This window comes from Sunxiuqinia sp. (assembly GCF_055140945.1).
The window spans coordinates 118171-136004 of the sequence record NZ_JBSQYS010000002.1; the positions used below are offsets into that span (position 1 = coordinate 118171).

The following is a 17834-nucleotide window of genomic DNA, read 5'->3' on the forward strand; positions in this document are numbered from 1 at the left end:
TTCATTTACACTGAAAAAGAACATCGTCATAGGGTTATTGATTGCTTTTCCTGCACTGGTTTTTGCGCAACTTTCGCCTGGAGACCTGACCAAAGCACATGAGCATTTGGAAGGACTTAGCAACTGCACAAAATGCCATGTGTTGGGTGAAAAGGTGACGAATGAAAAGTGCCTGGATTGCCATACTGAAATTCAACATTTGATTAAAGGCGATAGGGGTTATCATGCTTCCGAAGAAGTAGAAGGAAAGGACTGTTTTGCTTGCCATAGTGAGCATCATGGTCAAAAATTTGAAATGGTAAGGTTTGATCAGGAAAACTTTAATCACGAGCTTACCGGATTTAGGCTGGCGGGAAAGCACCGGGAAATTAAGTGCGAAGACTGTCACAAGCAGGAATTGATTCAGCAAGGAACATCACAAAAAAAGGACGGAAATACATTCCTGGGATTGGGAACAAAATGCTTGGATTGTCATAAAGACTATCACCAGCAGACATTGGATGAAAACTGCTTGTCGTGCCACAATCAAGATGCTTTTGTGCCTGCCGCAAAGTTTGAACACCAAAAAACAGACTTTCCATTAAAAGGAAAACACCAAAAGGTTGACTGCGAAAAGTGTCATCAAAAAGAGGAACGGGAGGGAGTTGCGTTTCAGAAATTTGCCAATGTTGAGTTTGCCAATTGTACCGCTTGTCATGAGGATGTGCATGAAAACAAGTTTGGACAAAATTGTGTGCAATGCCATTCCGAAGAATCATTTCACGAAATAGCCAATCGCTCGAATTTTGATCACCGTAAAACCGGCTATCCATTAAAAGGGAAGCACCAAAAAGTGGATTGCAACAAGTGTCATAAGCAAAATTACACCGATCCAATCGCTCATAATCAATGCAAATCATGCCATTCTGATTATCATAAAGGACAGTTCACCCTCGAAGAGGGACAAGCTGATTGTGACGAATGCCACTCGGTGAATCGTTTTACTCCTTCGTTATTCAGTATTGAGAAACACAATCAAACTAAATTCAAACTCGCTGGGGCACACCTCGCAACTCCTTGTTTTATGTGCCATAAGAAGACTGAAGAATGGGAGTTTCGGAAAATTGGATCGACTTGTGTTGATTGTCACGAAAACATACATGAAGGACATATTTCTGAAAAATATATGCCTGTACAACAATGTAATTCATGTCACAACGTTACTAACTGGGGAAAGATTAATTTTGACCATCGAAACACCAATTTCGAGTTAATTGGTAAACATGCACAAACAGCATGTCGTGATTGCCACTTCAAAGCAGATGCTACTGGGCGGAAGCAGTATTTTGCTGGTTTATCTACACAATGTGAAACTTGTCATTCGGATGTTCACCGGGGGCAATTCAACGAAAAAGAAGAGACGAAATGTGAGCGTTGTCATCTTTTTGATGACTGGAAGGCTGAGCGGTTTGATCATGATCGAACCCAATTTGTATTGGAAGGAGCTCATCAAAAAGTGGACTGTCAAAAATGCCATCCACCGGTTACTGATCCTTCAGGAACGTACATTCAGTATGAATTTAAAAAAGATATAAAATGCGCAAGCTGTCATTCTTCGTCATAGCATTTTTTGCCTATTTGGTAACAATAGCTCAGTCGCCTCATGGGGACGATTTTAACATCGACTGTGCTCTGTGCCATTCCCCTGAGAGTTGGGAGCTGCTCAAGGAAGATATGCAATTTGACCATAGTCAAACAGATTTTGACTTAATTGGTCAACACAAACAGTTGACTTGTAAAGCCTGTCATGTAGACTTGAATTTTTCGACTGCAGCTAATGAATGTGTGTCGTGTCATACTGATCGCCACAATAATACATTGGGGATGGATTGTGCCCGTTGTCATACTCCTGCAAGTTGGTTAGTATCCAACGTCCGTAAAATTCATGATCTCAGTCGTTTCCCTTTGCAGGGGGCGCATGCAACAGCCGATTGCTATTCCTGTCATGAATCGGCCAGCAATCTTCAATTTGAACCCTTGGGCGTTGCATGTGTGGATTGCCACTTGAAAGACTTTATGGCTACAACTTCTCCCAATCATCAGCAATCAGGCTATTCAACTGATTGTGTGCAATGTCACAGCGCTAAGGCAATCGGTTGGCGGTCGGCTAATTTTGAGCACAACTTTTTTCCATTGAACGGAGGACATGCTATTAGCTGCGCTGAATGTCACACTTCGGGAACGTTTGAGAAGATTGACAATGCTTGTTTTGTTTGTCATCAAACTGATTACACGGCTAGTTTGAATCCAAAACATCAGCAACTAAATTTTTCTACCAATTGTGCTGAATGTCATGATCTGACACCTGGATGGTCGCCAGCAGAATTCAAGCAGCATGATGCTCAGTTTTTTCCAATTTATTCTGGGGAACATCATGGTGAATGGAATAGTTGTACTGAATGCCATACCAACTCAGCAAGTTATGCAGAATTTAGCTGTACGACTTGTCATGAGCACAATCAATCTGAAATGGATGATGAACATGGAGGAGTCAACGGATACAGCTACAAAAGTAATCTGTGTTATTCGTGCCACCCAACTGGTCGGGAATCAGGTGCTTTTAATCATAGTTCAACAGGATTCTCGTTATTAGGAGTGCATGCAACAACTGATTGTATCGGTTGTCACGCAGATGGTTTTGCTAATACCTCATCCGCTTGTGTCGACTGCCACCAACCAGATTACACCCAGACCAGTAATCCAAATCATCAGAACCTGTCATTGGCAGTTACTTGTGCTGATTGTCATACTTCTGACCCTGATTGGCAACCTGCAAGCTTTCCTGTTCATAGCGAGTTTTATGCTCTTGCCGGTGCTCATGCTACAATTGCCAATGATTGTGCGGTATGCCACAACGGTAATTATACCACAACAGAGATTACATGCTACGGCTGTCATACTGAAAATTACAACTCAACGACTGATCCGAACCATCAGGCATCTGGTTTTCCAACCGATTGTGCTTCGTGTCACACGACCAATAACTGGGAGGGTGCAAGCTTTGATCACAATACAACTGGATTTGCACTGACCGGAGCTCACACAGCGACCAGTTGTGTTGATTGCCATGCTGGGAATTACACGAATACGCCGAGCACTTGTTTTGATTGCCACGATGAAAATTACAACTCAACGACTGATCCGAACCATCAGGCATCCGGTTTTCCAACTGATTGTGCTTCGTGTCACACCACCAATAACTGGGAGGGAGCAAGCTTTAATCATGATGCCACAGGGTTTGCATTGACTGGTGCTCACACAGCGACCAGTTGTGTTGATTGCCACGCCGGAAATTACACGAACACGCCGAACACTTGTTACGAGTGTCATACGGATAACTACAATTCAACGACTGATCCGAATCATTTAGCGGCAAACTTTCCAACAGATTGCGAGTCGTGCCATACAACAAATGCATGGGAGCCATCAACCTTTAACCACGATGCTCAATATTTTCCAATTTACAGTGGGAAACACGGTGGAGAGTGGAATAGCTGTACCGAATGTCATCAAGTCGCTTCTAATTTTGCATCGTTTACCTGTTTGACTTGCCATGAACATAGTCAGTCAAGAATGGATGATGAACATAGTGGACGAAGTGGTTATTCATATAACAGTGCAGCCTGCTTGTCATGTCATCCTCAAGGAAGAGAAGATTAATAATGAAGTACCTATTTTTGACCATATTGTTGATGGCGGGGGCGTCTATTGGTTATTCACAGGTTGAAAGTGAATACCAAGGGAAGATTTCCTACCTGTCAGCTCAAAGCATTTATGTGCGGTTTGACGACTCGAATAACCTTCATGTTGGAGACACTCTTTATGTGAAGCGCACTGATAGTTTCAAACCCATAATTGTTATCGAGTCACGATCGTCACTTTCCTGCATGGGAACACCATTGAGTAGTCTTGAAGTTTCCATGGGAGAGGATGTCTATGCGAATCCGCCAGTTGTTGAGGCCGAACAACCCGCTGTGGGTGGAGAAGTGGATATGGTGAAAGACTCAACAAAGATTGGCTCGACAATCCAAGAACAATCGGAGACGGGAGAGGAGGAGATGAAGCTTGAAGAGAGGATTCGGGGACGAATTTCTGCGTCATCCTATTCCCGTTTTTCAAATGAAACCGACAACAGTAGTCATCGGTTGCGCTACAATTTTTCGTTGCAAGCCAATAACATTGGAGATAGTCGTTTTTCAACCGATACTTATCTCGCTTTCACCCACAAAACAGATGATTGGACGAGTGTGCAGGAGAACATCTTTAGTGCCTTGAAAATTTATAGTTTGGCAGTTAAATATCAACCAGGTAAGCAGTCTTCCATCTGGCTGGGGCGCAGAGTTAACCGGAATTTATCGAATATTGGTGCAATTGATGGTTTGCAGTATGAAACCGGGTTGAACGATTTCCGATTTGGAGCGGTGGTTGGTTTTCGTCCCGATTATCAGGATTATAGTCTGAATACGAAATTGCTGGAATTTGGAGCTTATGTTGCGCATGATTTAAAATCGGATAACGGGTTGATGAGTAATTCATTGGCGTTTTTTGAACAGCAAAATAAAGGTAATACTGATCGCAGATTCATGTATTTTCAGCATAGCAACTCTTTATTGAAAAACTTGTTTCTGTTTGTATCTTCTGAACTGGATTTATACACGCTTGAGAATGGAATTTCAACAAATACGTTGAGCCTGACAAGTCTTTATTTTTCATTGCGTTACCGGATTATTTGCCCCCTTTCCGTGTATGTTTCTTATGATGCACGAAAAAATGTGATATACTATGAAACGTTTAAAAATCTGGTGGATAGGCTCTTGGAAGAGGCAACAAGACAAGGGTTAAGTTTTAGAGTGAATTATAGGCCAATAAATTTATTGTCCATCGGGCTTAACACAAGTTACCGGGTTCGCGACAATGATATTCGCGCGACCAAAACGTTGAATGGATTTGTTTCTATGAGCAGGATTCCCGGATTAGATGCTTCGGCAACACTTTCGGCTAATCTTTTACAAACGAGCTATTTGGACGGTCAGATTTTCGGGGCTCGTTTTTATAAAGACCTGCTGAATGATAAACTTTATACCAGTTTGGGTTATCGCTATGTCAACTATCAATATTTTGATTCCAGTTCCGAATTGAAGCAGCATATTGGCGAATTGGACTTAACCTGGCGGATTGCGAGAAAGTTTTCACTTTCGGCTAACTATGAAATGACCATTCAGGATGCATCCAAATACAACAATATTTATTTAAATCTGACAAAGCGTTTTTAAATTGCGAAATATCAATTTTCGATCTAACTTTATTTTAAACGCTTTGTTTACTTTTAGCGAATAACTGAATTTATTGATGAATAATTTAAAATACAATTTATGAGACTTTTAATTGCATTATTTCTTGTTAGTAGCCTCGCGCTATCTTCTTGTGTACAGAAAAAGAAAGAACCTGTAAAACCTATCGATACCAATACTTTGATGCACCAGGTGACGGTGAATGAAATCATTCAAACGGATAGTTATACTTATTTGAAGGTTGAAGAAAATGGAAAAGAATTTTGGATGGCGGTCAACAGTCAGGAGGTTAGTGAAGGTGAAAAATATTATTACGATTCGCCATTGGAAATGAAAGACTTTAATAGTAAGGCATTGGATCGTACGTTTGAGACTATTTTCTTTGTACAGAACTTCAGTACAGAACCTATTAAAGCGACTACGACTAATCCAATGGTCGGAAAAACTTCTCCTCAGGGAAAAGCGATTGAAGATTATAATTCCGATATTGACATTCAACCGGTTGATGGAGGATTGACAATTGCTCAATTGTATGAATCAAAAGCTGATTATTCAAACAAAACTGTAAAAGTTAAGGGCAAGGTTGTAAAAGTCAACTTAAATATCATGGGGCGCAACTGGCTGCACATTCAGGATGGTACCAAGTTTGGAGAGAGTTATGATTTAACGTTTACATCGGATGAAACAGCTCAGGTTGGCGATGTAATCACTGTTGAGGGTGTTGTTGTTTTAGATAAGGACTTTGGAGCCGGCTATTTTTACGATTTGATTTTGGAACAGGGAAAGATTACGAAGTAGGGTATTGGATTATACACAATAGAAGACTCCTTTGGTTTTAAAACCAAAGGAGTCTTTTTTTTTGACGTAATTTCGGATGGGTGAATTGTTGTTTGTAAATGGATGAGTACTATTAGAGCTTGTAATTCCCTTCTTTTCAGTATTTTTGATGTACTGTAATATTGAGCTAATTCAGGTTTATGCAAAAAAAATGGTGGAAGGCAATCGGTCCGGGATTGATTTGGGCAGCAGCTGCAATTGGAGTATCACATCTTGTTCAATCAACCAGGGCAGGAGCTAATTACGGATTTCAACTGATTATTGTCGTTCTGCTGGCGAATCTGTTTAAATATCCTTTTTTTCAATTCGGCCCACGATATGCTATTGCAACGGGCGAAAGTTTGATTGCTGGTTACCGAAGAATGGGGAAGTGGGTGGTTTATTTATTTCTAATTCTCACCATTGCAACGATGTTCACCATACTGGCCGCTGTAACATCGGTTACGGTCGGCATTATTGGTTCTGTATTACCCTTTTCGTTGAGTTATTTACAATTCACAATCATCTTATTACTGATCTGTGCTTTAATCATTCTGATTGGTCACTATAAAACATTGGATCGGCTAATCAAATTTGTTATTATAGTTTTATCGCTTTCCACTATTACAGCTTTGGTCGCTTCTTTTACAACTAATGAAACTATGGTTGTTCGGGAAGCTGTCCCGTTTGTATGGAATACAACGAATATCTCGTTTTTAGTTGCCTTAATCGGATGGATGCCAAGTGCTATTGATATTTCGGTATGGAATTCATTATGGACAATTGCGAAGATCAAGGAATCGGGTTACAAACCCAGCTTGAAGGAGTCGATGCTCGATTTCAATATTGGTTATTTTACTACCGTATTTTTTGCATTGGCTTTTCTTGGCTTGGGGGCCATGGTCATGTATAATTCCGGCGAAATATTTGCAACAGGCGGGGTTGCTTTTTCAAAACAGTTGTTGTCATTATACACCAAAACAATAGGAAGTTGGTCGTATTGGATTATCGCCGTTGCAGCTATTGCCACCATGTTTAGCACAACCCTAACTGTGTTGGATGCCTATCCGCGGGTGCTTAATTCAGTTGTAGATACCTTAAAACCCGAGAACACAAAAAGTACGAGTTACACAAAATTGAACCTTTTGTGGATGATTGTTTTGGTTGCGGGCGCAGTACTATTGATTTTTCAATTCTCTGATAAAATGAAATTGTTGGTTGATATTGCTACAACATTATCATTTATTACAGCACCAGTACTTGGCTTTTTAAACTTAAAAGCGATTACGGCTAAACATGTGCCGGATAAATACAAACCAGGACGTTTTTTGATGGTATTATCGTGGGTTGGATTGATTGTACTTATAACCTTTGCTTTGTACTTTTTGTGGATTCGATTTCTATAATCAATTACACGGCTGATTTCAGTGATTAAGCTTGTTTGGCCTTGGTATAATCTACTGCCTCTATATGCTCCTATTTAGAGCATAATGCAAAGTTATCTATATTCGTACTTCGTTAATCATTGAACTAAGTTTATGGCAATGGAGTGGTACTATTATTTTGCTCTGGTAGGTGTTGGGCTTGTCGCTGGTGTTATTAATGCTATGGCAGCAGGTGGATCGATGTTATCTTTACCTTTCCTGATATTCTTGGGTTTGCCGGCTAATATTGCCAATGCAACCAATCGCGTGGCCATTTTATTCCAAAATATTGTTGGTGTTAATTCATTCCGGCAAGAAAAAGTATTCGATTTAAAGACGGATTATAGATTGGCTCTGCCAGCGGTTGTCGGTGCAATAATCGGAGCATTGTTTGCGGTTGAGATTGATCCTCAACTGTTAGAGACGATTATTGGTTTCGTTATGCTTTTCATGCTGCTGATTATTATTTTCAAGCCGGATGCCTGGGTTAAAAAACAGGTTGGTAAAGTGAATAAAAAGCCGAGCCTGATTCAGTATATCGTTTTCTTTTTTATCGGAATGTATGGTGGATTTATCCAGCTTGGGGTTGGTTTTCTTCTTTTGGGAGGATTAGTTTTAGGTTGTGGCTATGATTTGGTAAAGGCTAATGCTATTAAGCTTTTCATTGTATTGGTGTATACCATATTTGCCATAGTGATCTTTATTTTTCACGATCAGATTGATTGGCTAAGTGGTTTAATGCTAGCTTGTGGAAATATGCTCGGTGCGTGGATCGGAGTAAAGTTTACGATGAAAGGTGGAGCAAAATTGGTTCGCTATGTGTTAATCGTTGTCCTTGCTCTGATAACCGTAAAATTGCTTGTCGGCTTATAAAAAATAAAGCCGGAAATGATTCCGGCCTTATCACTATTTATGGAGTTATTTTTCTTCTTTCGTTTCCTTTATCGGGTCTAGTTTTTCTAAAAACTTCTCAGCAATTTTCGCAATAGGCAATTCTCCTATATCGTCACCGAGGTTCGAGCATAGGGTAATCACCAGTTTCTGATCGGGGAAAACTCCAACTGCTGAGCTGCCACCAATTGTTGTTCCTAATTTGGCAATTAATTTCCGGTTAAACCGGTCTGCTGTTGAAATCCAACCAAAACTTCTCAAAACTTCCTGACCCCCGCTTAGTCTGTGTTTGTTGTAAAAAAGATCCAGTGTTTCCTGATTGAAAAAGCCGGGTTTAAGTATTTGCTGAGCCAGCTGATTTAAATCATCGGCGGTTGATAGATACCCCAAGGTAGGAGCAAATGGCAATAGGTTTACTTCTGGTGCTTTAATCAATCGTGCAATGAAATCACGATAATAGGTTTCACTTCTGTTCGGAATGATTGCATGTTGATAATCGACAAGTGTATTTCCTATATTCAAGGTGTCAAGAATCTGCTTTTTAACTAATTTGCTAAATTTGTCCTTACCAACATTCTCTGCCAAAATACCTAATAAGGCATAATTATACTCCGAATCGTTAAAGTAGGTGTCTGGCTCGTATACAAGTGTATCATTCTCCAATTTTTGAACATACTCTTTCAGGTTTTTTAGATCTTTATATTTCACGAGATCTTCCATTTTCATATCTCTGAAACCAGAAACACTTGAACCAAGTTCGAGCAGGGTAAAATCATATTTCTTTTTCGGAAAGTTGGGAACATATTCATAAAAACTATGAGTCAGATCCAGTTTGCCTTGTTCATGGAATTTAGCAATGAGGTAGCTGGTCAGTAATTCAGACGTGTTTCCAATTCGAAATTTGGTGTCCCGGGTTGCCGGGGCTTTCAACTCTTTACTGGCAACTCCAATCCCTTCAGACCATACAATTTCACCATCAATCGATACACAAACCGACATACCCGGAACCGAGCTGCTTATTAGGTAGCTTCTTATGTCATCTCTAGATTTAAGAATCTCTTCTTTGTACTTTTTTTTATAAATTGGAGCATTTCCCGTTTCCTTATTTGGTTTTTGACACGAAGTAAATACCATCAGAAATGCAACCAGGGAGAGGAACGTTTTCAACACTATTTTCTTTTTCATGTTTCTATTTTTTTAATTTAAATTCGTGCAATCTTCATACTCCAATGTAGGGCTTTTATATTGTGCGTCAACATGTTTAACTTCCAGATAGTCAGTCTTCTTTGTTAACAAGGTTTTGATCATAGTCGTTTCATTATTCTGAAATTTTAGACTCTTAATGTTGATGTTCTGATGCGTTAAATGATGGTGCAAAAGTGCATTTCATTTTCGGGGGCATGAAATTAAAAAAATCGGGAATAAAAGCGCGTTTTTCGATATGAAAAAAGGTTAATAAATGCAAAAAGGCTTTCAAATGAATGAAAGCCTCCTTGTATTTATTGTCGTGTTAGATGAACTAAAATTTCTCCAGAATGTCGTTTACGGCATCTTTATGAATTGTAAATCCCATCATTTTTAGTTTGATATAGTCTTCGTGGAAAAAATAGTAACCAAATTTCGGATCATCTTCACCTACATTTCGCGAGCCCGAACTAGAGTCTTTAATCAAGTACCAATCGTTACCACTGCCTTTGTAATTTTCCAAAATGCCGATTAGTTGCATGCCATGATCGTCAGTGGTTGTTTCATTTGAAAAACGGAATTGTCGGGCATCTTCATTAATATATGCTGACGGAATATCATAATCAGGAACCATCGCACAATTGGTTTCGCGGCTAAAGCCGGTTTCCGAAACATCGCCTCCAATACTCATCGTATATCCCTTTTTCGTGGCTTTTTTCACAACATCCATAAATACGTCGAGCGGAACATTGTAATAGTCATCACTGTGCCACCAGTTATCCGGCACGTTGTACTCCACTTGCTGCCAGTATGGTTCTTGTTTGTACGAAAGTATTTCAACGAAATCATTCGGGTTTAAGCGGAGATAGTCGGTCATGTATGTTAGGGGTGTGTATGTTTTTCCTTCTACAGTAAATTCTACCGGAGGCTCACCAATGTGGTGGTTCATGATAGCTTTAATTGTTTCCAGTCCATATTCAATATTCCAGGCATTGTTCTCCTTCATCGACTCCAGAAATCCACGCATTTCTTCCATCATTTTTGCGTGCGTGTGAAATTTGCGTTCATCCAATAAACCGGTATAAATTTCTTCGGGAACAACTCCATAACGGTTCATAATTCGAGCCACGGCATTACCTTCCGATCCTTCGTCAAATAATGATTTTCCTCGTTTCTCAATATAACGGCGGGCTTTTTCAACGTACTCCCAGTACACGGTGTATATTTCCGAAAGTTCTACTTTCTTCCCGGTTTGTCTGAATATTTCAGACTCGTAAAATGAAGTGGTTGAGAACGACCAGCAAGTTCCTGCATTTCCTTGTGATTCAGTTTGATTGCACCAGGCCGTTTCATATAAACCCGGATCGTTCGGTAGGTCAAGGTCAGACTGATCCATCTTGAATCGTACAAAAGGTTCCTTCTCTTCGAGCTTCTCGTTTATTGCGTTTACGTCTTTCAGGATTGATTCGTAGTAATAACCTTCTCCTTTTTCGTAAACTTCAACTTTCCCTTTACTGGTGTTTTTTTGTGCATAGCCATTCATGGCAAGACAAATGGCAATTAGGGGTAATAATTTCTTATACATTATATTATCATTTTAAAGTGACAAAATACTATTTCTAAGTGAATCGGTCGCTGAGTAATGTCAGGAATTACAAATGTTAAGAATAATTTTGCAAAACTTTTTTTAGAACTGCAAGCTTTTAAAAAAGAGTTTTTTATGTCTTAAAATCGGTTATTCGTTGATAAAAAACAGATTTGTCTCATTGGGAGAGAACTTTTTTTCTTATACATTTAGATTTTGTTGAAAATCAGTATTGTAATAATTGTTTTTGAACGCTTTTAACTGACTAGATTGTTTTGGTGGAAGCTGATAGTCAATCTATTCTGTTTTAACGTTCTGTTGTTTTCGTAAGTATGAAATTCCCTGTAGAATAAGCGAGAGCCAGAATATTTCACACTGGGGAACATAATTACCTTAAGCGAGTTTCAGTTATTACCTTTAAAAGCAAACAATTGCAATCATATGAAAATACCTGTTGAGTTAATTGAAAAATATAATGTCCCGGTTCCTCGTTATACAAGTTATCCGCCAGCCAATTTTTTTGGTGGCGATTTTGAAACCGATGATTTCCTGGTGGCTGTCGAAGATTCGAATGAGAAAGAACCTCAGAATATCTCGATTTATTTACACATTCCCTTTTGTACACAATTATGTTTGTACTGCGGATGTAATACACATATTACCAAGGATCAGGATATGATGAAGCACTACATGGAAGCCCTGAAAACGGAAATCCATATGCTGAATAAATTGATTGATCATGATCGAAAAATTTCGCAGATACACTGGGGAGGAGGAACTCCAAATGTTTTACCTGCCGAGCTGATTGGTGAAGTGATGGCTATTTTCAATTCAGAATATCAATTTATAGATAAACCGGAGATTGCCATTGAATGTAACCCCGCACTGTTAGATCAAGCTTACATTGATCAATTGGTATCTTTCGGTTTTAATCGAATTAGCCTGGGAGTGCAGGATTTTAAGGAAAAAGTGTTAAATGCTTTACGGCGCGAAGTGCCTGAGATACCAATTAGCGAGTTGGTTCACATGATCCGCCAGCACGTTGGGGTATCGGTTAACCTCGACTTTATTTATGGATTACCCTATCAAACTGTCGAGTCGTTTGGTGAAGCCATTGAAAAAGCGATTACCATTAACCCTGATCGTTTGGTGACCTTTTCGTATGCCCACGTGCCTTGGGTAAAAAAGGCTCAAAAAAAGCTGGAAGATTATGGTTTGCCTGCTGCTGAAGACAAAGTAAAAATGTTTGAGGAAGCCTGGTCGCTGATGACGAATGCTGGTTATGTTCCCATTGGTCTGGATCATTATGCCAAGCCGAATGATGACATGGCAATTGCTTTGAAAAATCGCTCGCTTCACCGAAATTTTCAGGGCTATTGTACTCGCGAAACGACGGGGCAAGTTTATGCTTTTGGTGTAACCGGAATTAGTCAGTTAGAAGATGTATACGCACAAAATGCGAGAACGGTAAAAGAATATATTGATACCGTTGAAAGCGGATCAATCAAAATTGTGAAAGGTTATTCGCTTTCTGAAACGGATAAAATTATCCGACAAATTATAAACGAGATCATGTGCAACCAGTATTTGTCGTGGGCACAAATAGCAGATCAATTTCAAACAACAGAAAAAAGCTTGAAGAAATTGCTTGATTTTAAGGAATCAAAACTAGATGATTTTGTAGCAGACGATTTGTTGACTTACACGAAAGAAGAGATTTTTATAACTGACTTAGGCCGTTTCTTTTTACGAAATATTGCTGCCGTATTCGATGTTCGATTAGAAGGAAGCGTGAAGAAGTTTTCAAAATCAGTTTAAACGATGAGTAAAAAAGTAGCTGTTATTGGAGCCGGATTAACTGGATTAACCACTGCCTATTACCTGAAAAAGAAAGGAATTGATGTTCAGGTTTTCGAAAAATCGGATCGGGTAGGAGGAGTGATTCAAACGGTTGAGAAGGATGGGTTCATGTATGAAAATGGGCCAAGTACCGGTGTGTTGGGGCATCCGGAGGCAGCTGCTTTAATTGAGGAACTGGGAGATGCGTGCGAATTAGAAATTGCAGATGAAGATGCCAAATTCCGATGGATTTGGAAAGGTGACCGCTGGCATGCTTTGCCCTCGGGTTTGATGGGTGGAATTAAAACGCCCCTGTTTTCGTGGTACGACAAGTTCCGAATCCTTGGCGAGCCGTTTCGTAAGCCGGGGACTGATCCAAACGAGTCGTTGGCCGGTTTAGTGAGGCGGCGCATGGGTGAAAGCTTTCTGAAATATGCTGTTGATCCCTTTATTCTGGGAATTTATTCGGGCGACCCCGAAAAACTGGTTACAAAATACGCATTGCCAAAATTGTATAATTTGGAGCAAAAGTATGGCAGTTTTATTGGAGGTTCAATTAAAAAATCAAAAGAACCCAAAACTGATTGGGATAAAAAAGCAACAAGGGAAGTGTTTTCGATGAAAGGTGGTTTGAAATCACTAATCAACGCTTTGGCTGATTCCATTGGTGAAGAACGCATAACGTTAAATCAAACAGATTTGCAGATCGTTCACTCAAAAGGTAAATATCAGATTTCAAACAAATCAAATCAATTCAAGGAATTTGATCAGGTAATTTCTACCGTTGGTGGATATGCTCTACGCACGCTTTTTCCTTTTCTTCCTTCAGCTGAAATAGAAAAAATTGAGGCCATGCCTTACGCAAAAGTTGTGCAGGTTTCAGTTGGCTATAATAAGTGGAACGGAATTCCTATCAAAGCTTTTGGAGGATTGATCCCGTTTCATGAAAACCGCGATATTCTTGGCGTCTTGTTTTTATCCACATTTTTGAAGAACCGTGCACCAAAAGGCGGAGCATTATTGTCAACTTTTTTGGGTGGTGTACGAAAGCCTCAAATGGTTGATTTGACGGATGATGAAATTGTAGCATTGGTCGAAAAGGAAATGAAAAGTATGCTCGGGCTAACAAAATGGCAACCTGATTTGTTGGTTATTAATCGTTATCAGCATGCTATTCCGCAGTATGGTAAAGAATCAGCCGATCGCCTAAAAGCGATTGAGAAAATGGAGTCGACTTATGCCGGCTTGTTGTTGGGAGGAAATATTCGTGGTGGCATTGGCATGGCCGACCGGATTAGGCAAGGACGAATGTTGGCTGAGACCATCGAATAGCGCAAATTTTTGATTAATATGAGAAATGAGAGAGTTGCTTCTGCCTATCGTGAAAAACAACAACAAATCTGTTTCGAACTGGCTTCGGCTGATGGGAGTGCCATTTTTGAGACCGACCACTGGGAAAAAGAAATTGGACAAGGCTACACCATGGTGCTTGAAAATGGTGATGCCATTGAAAAAGCTGCGGTTAACTTTTCGGCAGTTGGTGGTCAGGTTAGTGAGCGAATGCGCCAGGCGTTGAGCATTCAGGATGGTGAAGAGTATTTTGCCACCGGGATTTCGTCCATCATTCATCCACGCAATGTGCATGTACCCATTACCCATATGAATGTCCGCTTTTTTCAACTAAGCTCCGGAAAAGCATGGTTTGGTGGAGGAATTGATTTGACACCTCACTATGTCAATAAAAAGGAAGCTAGTTGGTTTCATCAGGAACTCAAAAAGGTTTGCGATCAGTCCGACATGGAGTTTTACCGGGAGTATAAAAAGTGGGCTGACGACTATTTTTATCTGCCTCATCGGGATGAAACAAGAGGTGTTGGTGGAATTTTCTTCGATCATCAGGATGGTACTTCGGAAGCAAATTTTGAAAAGTTTTTTGCCTTTACACAAGCGTTGGCTGAGGCTTATCCGAAGATATATATTGAGTTGTTGAACAACAATCGTAGGAAAGAGATCAGCGATGATGAAAGACAATGGCAACTACTGCGAAGGGGCCGTTACGTGGAGTTTAACCTGCTTTATGATCGGGGAACTAAATTCGGACTGGAGTCGAATGGTCGTACCGAATCAATTTTTTTAAGTATGCCACCGCTGGCATCATGGACCTACGATTATCAACCTGATAAAGGCTCGAAGGAAGAAGAAACACTCCGATTGTTAAAAAAAGAGATCGATTGGATACACAATATTTAAATTTGTTTTGAAAATCATTGATAGGAATACATAAGCTTTATGGACAATTCAAAAAGAACAGCCGTTTTATTGGTTAATGTGGGAACACCAGATGAACCCAAAGTTTCTGCCGTTCGACGGTATTTATTCGAGTTTTTGAATGACCGTAGAGTGATTGATCTCCCTTTAATTCCACAAAAGTTGTTGGTGAACCTGATTATTGTGCCATTTAGGGCTCCCAAATCCACCAAGCTTTATGAGATGCTTTGGACTGAAGAAGGTTCTCCACTATTGGTAAATGCCAATAAAAACAGAGATAAACTGCAAGCATCACTGGGCAATGACTATCAGGTTTTCACAGCCATGCGCTATCAAAATCCGCATTTGAGAAAAGTGCTTCGTCAGGTTCGTGATCAGCGTTTTGGAAAAATGATCATTATTCCGGTGTTCCCGCAGTACGCATCGTCAACAACCGGAACGATCGGCCAATTCGTATCAAAGGAAGTGGCGAAATGGACAGTTATCCCGGAGATTCGATTCGTAAGCCAGTTTTACGATCATCCTGCTTTTATCAAAGCATTTACTGAGCGCATTAAAGAGTTCAAGCCTGAAACATACGACCACATTGTTTTTTCATATCACGGTTTGCCGAACAGACAAGTTGATAAAGTGCATCCGGAGATTGCTTCAACGGAATGTACCTGCGAACAAGCCATGCCTGAGCATGGTAAATATTGCTACAAGGCAACTTGTTACCAAACAACCCGCTTGTTGGCAAAGTCGCTGGGCCTGAAACCGGATGATTACACTTTATCATTTCAATCACGGCTGACCAAAAATTGGCTCAAGCCCTTCTCTGATGAATTGGTTATTCAAAAAGCGAAAGAAGGAGTAAAACGAATTTTGTTTGTAGCGCCCGCATTTGTGGCCGATTGCCTGGAAACAACCGTTGAAATTGGAGTTGAATATCAGGAGTTATTTGAAGAACACGGTGGAGAAAAAATTCAATTGGTTGAAAGTTTGAACGATCATCCCTTGTGGATTGAGACCTTGAAAGAATTGATTAATTCATGAAAAATCATTTCATTTGGACAGATAACTTTCAGAGTCATTCAGATGATAGACCTGATTTTTGACAATAGCACCTTTTAATTAAACATTGAACTCATGACAAAGCAACTTCTCTTAGCCCTTGTACTTTCTTTATTTTTTTTCGCATGCAACGATGAAGGCCAAAAGCCTGATTATCCTTCAATAATAGAACTGATTGCTCATGATGAGAGTTCGTTGTCGAGAGAGGCCTTGAGGACCTTTTGTGCAGAGAATGGTATTGATAAGGATGCTGTGTATAATTGGGAAAACCACTGGGTTCTCTATTCTCAGTTTCAGGAACTGCAACAAGCAAGCGAAAAGCTAAAAGCAAATTTTCCGAATGTTACCATTAAAACTTACGATCAGCCATTTTATAGTTTTGATCGAACAAGGTGTGATGATTCTTCTATTGCCGAGGAATGGGATAACATTTTGTTGACTGCAAATCTGGTTGAAGATACGGTGAAGCAAAGTGAATATATGGAGTATCACCGCACTCAGTTTGAAGAGTGGCCCGAGGTTGCTCAAGGGTTTTGTAATGCCAGTTTTCAGCAATTGTTGGTTTTTCGCACCGGAAGGCAGTTGATGTTGGTTATCAGCATTCCGAAAGGGGAGAGTCTGGATGAGCTAAACCCTAAAACGACTGAAAATAATCCTCGCGTTGATGAATGGAATGCTCAAATGAGCCAATATCAGGAAGGCCTAGAAGAAGCACCAGAAGGAGTTGTCTGGCTGTTTCTGAATCCGGTTGAGTAAATTTATTTTTCTATCCTGGCAGAAGAGAAGACTGAACATTCATCAACACAAGAATTTATTTTTCTTACTTTTGATGAGCATTGCTTGTGCTAATCTACATGGAAGATCAAAACATTTGGAGAAATATTGTGGCTGACGATATGAATGCTTTAAAGAGGCTTCATGATAAATACTATTCTCAATTGTTTTTATGGGCGTGTAAATATCTTCAGCAGGAGACGGTTGTTGAAGAATTGGTTTCCGACTGTTTTATAAAGCTTTGGAATCGGCGGAAGTACATTATAATAGAAAAGTCGCTGAAAGCCTATATATTTCTCGTGTTGCGCAACGAGATCGTAAGTTATATCAGGAAAAATAAAAACAAGTTCGAGGTAAAAGTAAAAGAGCTTCCAGAGGTTCCGACTGAAGAATCGATCAATGAGCAAGAATACTACGCAAATCTTTATAAAGCCATTCAACGAATTCCGGAACAGCGGCGAAAAATTCTGGAACTTGCTGTTTTCGAATCGTTAACCTATCGCGAAATTGCCGACCGTTTAGATATCTCAATCAATACCGTTAAAACCCAGATTGCCCGATCTTATCAATTTTTAAAGGAAGAATTAGATCCGAAGGATTTTGTATTGCTACATTTTCATTGCATAAGAAAATAAATCAGTTGTTTGTAAGTTGCTGGTATATAGCTGT

14 protein-coding genes are annotated in these 17834 nt (G+C 39.9%); 12 read left to right on the forward strand and 2 right to left on the reverse strand.

Features of this window, described 5'->3' with window-relative positions; translation table 11 throughout:
- Positions 1-37 precede the first annotated feature (37 nt).
- The 6 genes from ACTB00_RS01265 (at position 38) to ACTB00_RS01290 (ending at position 8443) form a co-directional block, all read left to right on the forward strand.
- Positions 38-1603: a hypothetical protein gene (locus ACTB00_RS01265; protein WP_463298135.1), complete on the forward strand. Its 1566-nt coding sequence runs from the start codon at positions 38-40 to the stop codon at positions 1601-1603.
- Entirely contained in the window at positions 1576-3699 is a 2124-nt protein-coding gene (locus tag ACTB00_RS01270) for a hypothetical protein (protein ID WP_463298136.1), read from the forward strand. The genes ACTB00_RS01265 and ACTB00_RS01270 overlap by 28 nt, the downstream gene beginning before the upstream one ends.
- A gap of 2 nt (positions 3700-3701) precedes the next feature.
- A complete protein-coding gene (locus ACTB00_RS01275) occupies positions 3702-5312 on the forward strand; it encodes a hypothetical protein (protein WP_463298137.1) in 1611 nt (536 codons plus the stop codon).
- A 99-nt stretch (positions 5313-5411) separates the two neighbouring features.
- A complete protein-coding gene (locus tag ACTB00_RS01280) occupies positions 5412-6128 on the forward strand; it encodes a GW dipeptide domain-containing protein (protein WP_463298138.1) in 717 nt (238 codons plus the stop codon).
- Between the two features lie 179 nt (positions 6129-6307).
- The gene (locus tag ACTB00_RS01285; RefSeq protein WP_463298139.1) at positions 6308-7552 is read left to right on the forward strand and encodes an Nramp family divalent metal transporter; all 1245 of its coding nucleotides are present in this window, start codon (positions 6308-6310) and stop codon (positions 7550-7552) included.
- Between the two features lie 132 nt (positions 7553-7684).
- Positions 7685-8443, forward strand: a complete 759-nt coding sequence (locus ACTB00_RS01290; protein WP_463298140.1) for a sulfite exporter TauE/SafE family protein — start codon at positions 7685-7687, stop codon at positions 8441-8443.
- Between the two features lie 45 nt (positions 8444-8488).
- Here the strand turns inward: ACTB00_RS01290 and ACTB00_RS01295 are convergent, their stop codons facing one another.
- Entirely contained in the window at positions 8489-9646 is a 1158-nt protein-coding gene (locus ACTB00_RS01295; RefSeq protein WP_463298141.1) for a serine hydrolase domain-containing protein, read from the reverse strand.
- A gap of 334 nt (positions 9647-9980) precedes the next feature.
- On the reverse strand, positions 9981-11231 hold the full coding sequence (locus ACTB00_RS01300) for a C1 family peptidase (protein WP_463298142.1): 1251 nt from the start codon (positions 11229-11231) through the stop codon (positions 9981-9983).
- Positions 11232-11672: 441 nt separating this feature from the next.
- Here ACTB00_RS01300 and hemN point away from each other — a divergent pair, with 441 nt between their 5' ends.
- From hemN to ACTB00_RS01330, 6 genes are all read left to right on the forward strand, one after another.
- Positions 11673-13049 (forward strand): oxygen-independent coproporphyrinogen III oxidase, encoded by a 1377-nt coding sequence (gene hemN, locus ACTB00_RS01305; RefSeq protein WP_463298143.1) that lies wholly within the window; start codon positions 11673-11675, stop codon positions 13047-13049.
- A 3-nt stretch (positions 13050-13052) separates the two neighbouring features.
- The gene (gene hemG, locus ACTB00_RS01310) at positions 13053-14402 is read left to right on the forward strand and encodes a protoporphyrinogen oxidase (RefSeq protein ID WP_463298144.1); all 1350 of its coding nucleotides are present in this window, start codon (positions 13053-13055) and stop codon (positions 14400-14402) included.
- A gap of 18 nt (positions 14403-14420) precedes the next feature.
- On the forward strand, positions 14421-15320 hold the full coding sequence (gene hemF / locus ACTB00_RS01315; RefSeq protein ID WP_463298145.1) for an oxygen-dependent coproporphyrinogen oxidase: 900 nt from the start codon (positions 14421-14423) through the stop codon (positions 15318-15320).
- A gap of 39 nt (positions 15321-15359) precedes the next feature.
- Complete coding sequence (gene hemH / locus ACTB00_RS01320) at positions 15360-16373, forward strand: ferrochelatase (protein WP_463298146.1); 1014 nt, start codon at positions 15360-15362, stop codon at positions 16371-16373.
- Between the two features lie 93 nt (positions 16374-16466).
- Positions 16467-17147: an L-rhamnose mutarotase gene (locus ACTB00_RS01325; protein ID WP_463298147.1), complete on the forward strand. Its 681-nt coding sequence runs from the start codon at positions 16467-16469 to the stop codon at positions 17145-17147.
- 98 nt (positions 17148-17245) lie between these two features.
- A complete protein-coding gene (locus ACTB00_RS01330; protein WP_463298148.1) occupies positions 17246-17800 on the forward strand; it encodes an RNA polymerase sigma factor in 555 nt (184 codons plus the stop codon).
- Positions 17801-17834 lie beyond the last annotated feature (34 nt).

Excerpts from the sequence above, each read along its gene's own strand:
- hemH (WP_463298146.1), top strand. The coding sequence starts at position 15,360 with ATGGACAATTCAAAAAGAACAGCCGTTTTATTGGTTAATGTGGGAACA.
- ACTB00_RS01330 (WP_463298148.1), top strand. The coding sequence starts at position 17,246 with ATGGAAGATCAAAACATTTGGAGAAATATTGTGGCTGACGATATGAAT.
- ACTB00_RS01270 (WP_463298136.1), top strand. The coding sequence starts at position 1,576 with ATGCGCAAGCTGTCATTCTTCGTCATAGCATTTTTTGCCTATTTGGTA.
- ACTB00_RS01285 (WP_463298139.1), top strand. The coding sequence starts at position 6,308 with ATGCAAAAAAAATGGTGGAAGGCAATCGGTCCGGGATTGATTTGGGCA.
- hemG (WP_463298144.1), top strand. The coding sequence starts at position 13,053 with ATGAGTAAAAAAGTAGCTGTTATTGGAGCCGGATTAACTGGATTAACC.
- hemN (WP_463298143.1), top strand. The coding sequence starts at position 11,673 with ATGAAAATACCTGTTGAGTTAATTGAAAAATATAATGTCCCGGTTCCT.
- ACTB00_RS01280 (WP_463298138.1), top strand. The coding sequence starts at position 5,412 with ATGAGACTTTTAATTGCATTATTTCTTGTTAGTAGCCTCGCGCTATCT.
- hemF (WP_463298145.1), top strand. The coding sequence starts at position 14,421 with ATGAGAAATGAGAGAGTTGCTTCTGCCTATCGTGAAAAACAACAACAA.
- ACTB00_RS01300 (WP_463298142.1), bottom strand. The coding sequence starts at position 11,231 with ATGTATAAGAAATTATTACCCCTAATTGCCATTTGTCTTGCCATGAAT.
- ACTB00_RS01275 (WP_463298137.1), top strand. The coding sequence starts at position 3,702 with ATGAAGTACCTATTTTTGACCATATTGTTGATGGCGGGGGCGTCTATT.
- ACTB00_RS01290 (WP_463298140.1), top strand. The coding sequence starts at position 7,685 with ATGGCAATGGAGTGGTACTATTATTTTGCTCTGGTAGGTGTTGGGCTT.
- ACTB00_RS01325 (WP_463298147.1), top strand. The coding sequence starts at position 16,467 with ATGACAAAGCAACTTCTCTTAGCCCTTGTACTTTCTTTATTTTTTTTC.
- ACTB00_RS01295 (WP_463298141.1), bottom strand. The coding sequence starts at position 9,646 with ATGAAAAAGAAAATAGTGTTGAAAACGTTCCTCTCCCTGGTTGCATTT.